Origin of the sequence: Mariniflexile aquimaris (assembly GCF_042676825.1) — a bacterium.
Classification (GTDB): Bacteria; Bacteroidota; Bacteroidia; order Flavobacteriales; family Flavobacteriaceae; genus Mariniflexile; species Mariniflexile aquimaris.
Genome location: NZ_JBHTIB010000034.1, coordinates 1 through 4,715, shown reverse-complemented (window position 1 = coordinate 4,715; position 4,715 = coordinate 1). Strand labels below are relative to the sequence as shown.

At 30.3% G+C, this 4,715-nt stretch carries 5 protein-coding genes; all 5 read right to left on the bottom strand.

The genetic code is table 11. The annotated features are described in order from the left end of the window. Nucleotides 1–80: 80 nt before the first annotated feature. The gene (locus ACFQ0I_RS16505) at nucleotides 81–653 is read right to left on the bottom strand and encodes a hypothetical protein (RefSeq protein WP_379944078.1); all 573 of its coding nucleotides are present in this window, start codon (nucleotides 651–653) and stop codon (nucleotides 81–83) included. A gap of 149 nt (nucleotides 654–802) precedes the next feature. Further along, nucleotides 803–1,342, bottom strand: coding sequence for a hypothetical protein (locus ACFQ0I_RS16500; RefSeq protein WP_379944077.1), 540 nt, complete (start codon nucleotides 1,340–1,342; stop codon nucleotides 803–805). A gap of 216 nt (nucleotides 1,343–1,558) precedes the next feature. Next, nucleotides 1,559–2,560: a DUF3644 domain-containing protein gene (locus ACFQ0I_RS16495; RefSeq protein WP_379944076.1), complete on the bottom strand. Its 1,002-nt coding sequence runs from the start codon at nucleotides 2,558–2,560 to the stop codon at nucleotides 1,559–1,561. 804 nt (nucleotides 2,561–3,364) lie between these two features. Next, nucleotides 3,365–4,021, bottom strand: a complete 657-nt coding sequence (locus tag ACFQ0I_RS16490) for a hypothetical protein (protein ID WP_379944075.1) — start codon at nucleotides 4,019–4,021, stop codon at nucleotides 3,365–3,367. 150 nt (nucleotides 4,022–4,171) lie between these two features. Beyond that, nucleotides 4,172–4,715, bottom strand: a 544-nt coding sequence (locus tag ACFQ0I_RS16485) for a DUF349 domain-containing protein (protein ID WP_379944074.1), incomplete at its 5' end; no start/stop codon positions are given.

Here is a 4,715-nt window from a genome sequence, read left to right as displayed (position 1 = left end):
CAAGCAAAGCAACTAACATTGGTTTAGTATAAAACTAGCAATTTTTTATACACGGTGTTGTAAAACGTTTTTTATTATTTTTAAATTCCGCTCAATATAATTCCGATAACTATTATAATCAATGAAGTCATAAGAAACGGTTTTTTACTTTTATAAATATCTGAAATTAAATTCCAACAATACAAATAAATAAATATCGGAAACATAAATCCCAAATAAGCAAAGTCCTTTTCAATTGTCAAATTTACTCCAGCAAAAAACCAAAACATTCGCAGAAGAAAAAATAATGTTCCAAATAAAATCCAAATCGTATTCGTTTGAGCCATTCTCAATCTTATGTTTTTCTTTCTGTTAGTCGCAAAAGTTTTGCTCATCCACAAATAAGTAGTAAAACAAAAAGAAAAGCCAACTGAAGTAAAACCAATCAAAATTAAATAATAAATGGAAAATTCGTAACTATAGTAATTCGACCAGCTCAAGTCCGTGATAATTTCTCCAACATTACACATTTTTAAAAATACTCGAAATAATGAATTGAAAATTAAGCTAAATCCGATTCCAATTGCAATTCCGCTATAAAATTGGAACTTTCCAATTTCGTTAATTGTGAAGTCAGATTTGAGTTTTTTCAAGTCAGCGTATTGATTGGTCAAATGTTTTACAACGTTTATGTGTAAGGAACGTTGCGTGTTTGAGTGCGAGGATTTTCCGAAGGAAAATCAGAAGCTAGCAAACAAAGCAACGACCAAACGGTTTAACTAAAATAAGCAATGTTTTTTACACGGTGTTGTGCATAGTATTTTTATTCCACCATCCATTTTTCATTTCTTTTTTCTTGGTCGTTTAGAGATAAATAATGGATTATTAAAATCAGTTGGATATTAGGATCTTCTAAATCGAAATTTTTTTTATCATTTAAAATGTACCAAGACTTAATACTCATAGGATAAAAATCACCTGACATATTTATCTTTTCTACATATTTAGCTATCCTTGGATTTGAGTTTCCTATATCAGATAAGTATTTTTGATATTTACCAACCAAATTAGGACAAAGACTTTTCGTTTCTAGACCTGTTTTGTATTCAGTCGATTTACAGAACAGCCAAATTTCATTAAAGGTTGATTCGGAAATTTGGTCATAAAGTTCTTTTTGTTTTTCAAAGTTGATATTTGCCCAAAACCCATTTCCAGTTGCTTCTAAATATTCGTGTGGAATTTGTTTATAGCATTTTTTGAAGTCTGAGTTTGTGTTTAAGCACATTTGATTTTTAAAAAAGTCAGTTATTTTTTTTAAATCAGATATTTGTTCAGTCGTAAAGTTATTGTTGAGTTCAGACACAGAATATTGGGATTTACAAGAGGAATTCAGTTGTAAAATCAAAACTCCAAATATCAATATTAGCGTTTTTCTCATATTATGCACAACGTGTTTGTATATGGTTTGTTGCGTGTTTTAAGCACCTAAATTAGTAAATACAAACCGAATAGAAAATCCGCGAGGATTTTCGTAAGTAGGCTTGAACTAGCAATAAATTATATACGGTGTTGCCCACAGTTATTTTTCTTTTATTTTATAATGTTTAGCAAGTTCATTCAAAACCTCAGGATTGTAATAATCCTTTCCAACTCCAGTTTTATTTACTACATCTAAAAATCGTTTTCTATGAAGCGCTGGATTATTTTTTATTTCTCTCATAATCCTGTTAAATTTAGCGCCTTGTTTAAAATCTGAAAAAATTTCCCTCGCTTGTTTGACAATTGTTAAATATGGTTGAGTATAAACAGTTTTGAAAAGTGTTTCTTCTTCTATACTAACTTTTTTTGCACTGTCATCATTTGTCACTTTTATTGCACTTAATACATTGGAAACTGAAAGTTTAGATTCAGTTTCATTTTTTGTTATTCCTGCAATTATATCAGCATTTTTAATCCGATTTTCATTCACAACGGCAATGTTATAACCTGTCAAAATAGATTCTTCAATTCCCTCTTGTACAAGTTTTTCGGTTGAACCAATTATGCTTTTAATAAATGTTTGAACAGCATTTGATGATTCTTTTAAATCAGATTGTTTTGTCAGAAAATCAACAGGCGTTACGAATGGTTTAAAACCAATAGGTAATAACATTAAGTTCGTTTCTTCTGCGAGGTCTATATTAAAATGTTTTTGCAAAAATTCATTATAAAAAATAATTGATTTATGAAGAAGCGAATAAAGAATTGTACCAATATTGTCTTTGTAAAAATGAATTATATGACATCTAAATTCATAGAGTTTATTTAAATTTTCCTCAACTGCTCTAAATTCATTTCCGATTTTCCCAGTAACGAATGCAACACATTCCTCGAATGATTTTGAGGTTCCATCTTTCCGTATAAGTTTTACCTCTGGATTATGTTCGGCTATGTATGCTTTAAGAATTAATTCCCATCCATTTATCGCCAAAATTGTACAAACCTCATATCTAAATTTGAAAACAGGTTTATTGTGTAGTTCAACACAACCTATAATTGCGGACTTTGAGTGTTCAACTAATGATTCTGTAATTGCGCTCATTTTGTTCTATGCGTTCATTTTTCTAATTGTGGGCAACGTTTATGTATATGGAAAGTTGCGTGTTTGAGTGCGAGGATTTTCCGAAGGAAAATCGGATGCAAGCAAACAAAGCAACTGACATTGGTTAAGCTAAAACTAGCAATTTTTTATATACGGTGTTGCCATTTCGTTGTTTTTTTTCTTACAACTTTTGATCAGCCGTTAAATCTTTTTTTGCGTTTCGCTAATCAGTCGGACGCAACAGTTGCGCACAGCTTTGGTCAGTCAGATGTTTTTTGATTTTTTATTCCGCAAACAAGCTAAAAGTCCGTCGACCTTTTCATTCAACATTTAAGTGAGAATTCAACGTAACATTTGAAATTACGCATAGATTTTAATCCAAAATTAGGGCTTAAATTTAAGTATCTTTTGGATTAATTGGCTAAGGCTTTACCAAATGCTTCTCCAAGTTCAAAAAAGTATCCAAAAGCTAACATAATTAATACAAAACCAATAATTATATACCAATAATTTATTTTTTTAGACTTATTCATATTATTAATATTTTAAGTGTTAGTATAACTTGTCAAAAGCTTAACAGGTTTTGTTTATTAGTATTTGATTATTTTAAAATGTTACAGAATTATTTTAAAAATTCGATTCAGAGTGCGTTCCGCAATGAATGGCAACGTGTTCGTGTATGATTCCGTTGCGGCGAAAAATCGGAGATTTTTCAAAGTAGGAATCGTACGCACACTAAAATACAAAGTTTCACTTAAACGACTAAAAAAGCAATGGATTATACACGTTGTTGCCAGTAGTTTTTTATTTTTTAAATATCATTCTCATGTCCGAAATCAAGTAAAACCCAACAAATCCAAATATTCCAATTGCCACAATGTAACCACCATTCGGAATAATCAGAAAGAGGTTAAGTCCAATTAAAAACAAACAAAAAGGATAAGTAAATAATCTTATTAATATATTTTTAGTTGACCATTCTTTTTCGGCTTTCTTTTCCTCAATCTCCATATCCAAAAGCTCAAATATTTCGTCAAGCTGATTGCGTTTCTCAAATCTATAAATCATTCGCGCAACTAAAACAAAAACTAAAGCAAATGCAGTTATAAAGGCAATTAATGGCCAATTTCCGATATAATTAAATTCAGTTGGATTTTTTGGAAACACAAAGTATAGAAATCCGATAACAAAAATTCCGATTAATATTTTTCCAATTGGATTAAGTTTGTCAGTAATATTAACTAGATGATTATTAGTATCAAATTCAAATTTGAAAATTGGATAAAAAGTGGCATTCCAAAGATTCTGGTTCCAAACTTTTATTTCATTCCGATTAATTTCTCCTGCTGGTCTCAAATCACGTGAAAAGACATTCCATAAATGATTGAGAATAGTGTCTTTTTTTCTCAATTCAATTAATTTTTCGACATCTTTTTTGGTGATTTCCAATGTTTCTTTCAAATTACTGGCAACGTGTTTGTGTATGATTTCGTTGCGTGTTTGAGCAACTAATTTAGCAAATACAAACCAAATAGAAAATCCGCGAGGATTTTCGTAAGTAGGCGAGTACTAGCAATGAATTATACACGGTGTTGTACCCAGTTTTTATTTTCAGATAAAGTCGCTATCAGTCCATATCAACCAATTATTTCCAATTCCCCAAACTTCTATAAAATTCAAATCGAAATTATCTTTATAATATCCTTGTTCGGTTTGTTCAGAATCACAATTTGTCCAAGTCAGATATAAAGTTCCGATTGGATATTTAGTCCATTTTGTTGCGTATTCCACTTCTTTACATTCCGAATCGTTGCGAACAGTAATAAATTCAATTCCGTTTTTTATTAATTCAGTCGATAGAGATTGTTCTAAATCGGTTGGGTAAATTCCTTTTCCGAGATTTGATTTCACATACTGATTTTCTAAAATTCGATTTGTCAAATTATTCCATTCAGTTTGTTTTTCCGAAAGTTGCTCAATTTTTTCTGATACAATTTCTTTTCTTTTTTCTCTATTGTCTTTACAGGACAAAAGACAAAAAGTCAATAAAAAAATCAGAAATATCGTTTTTAGATTGTTCATTCTCAAATTGGGTACAACGTTTATGTGTATGGAAAGTTGCGTGCTTGTGTGCGAGGATTTTCCGAAGGAAAAT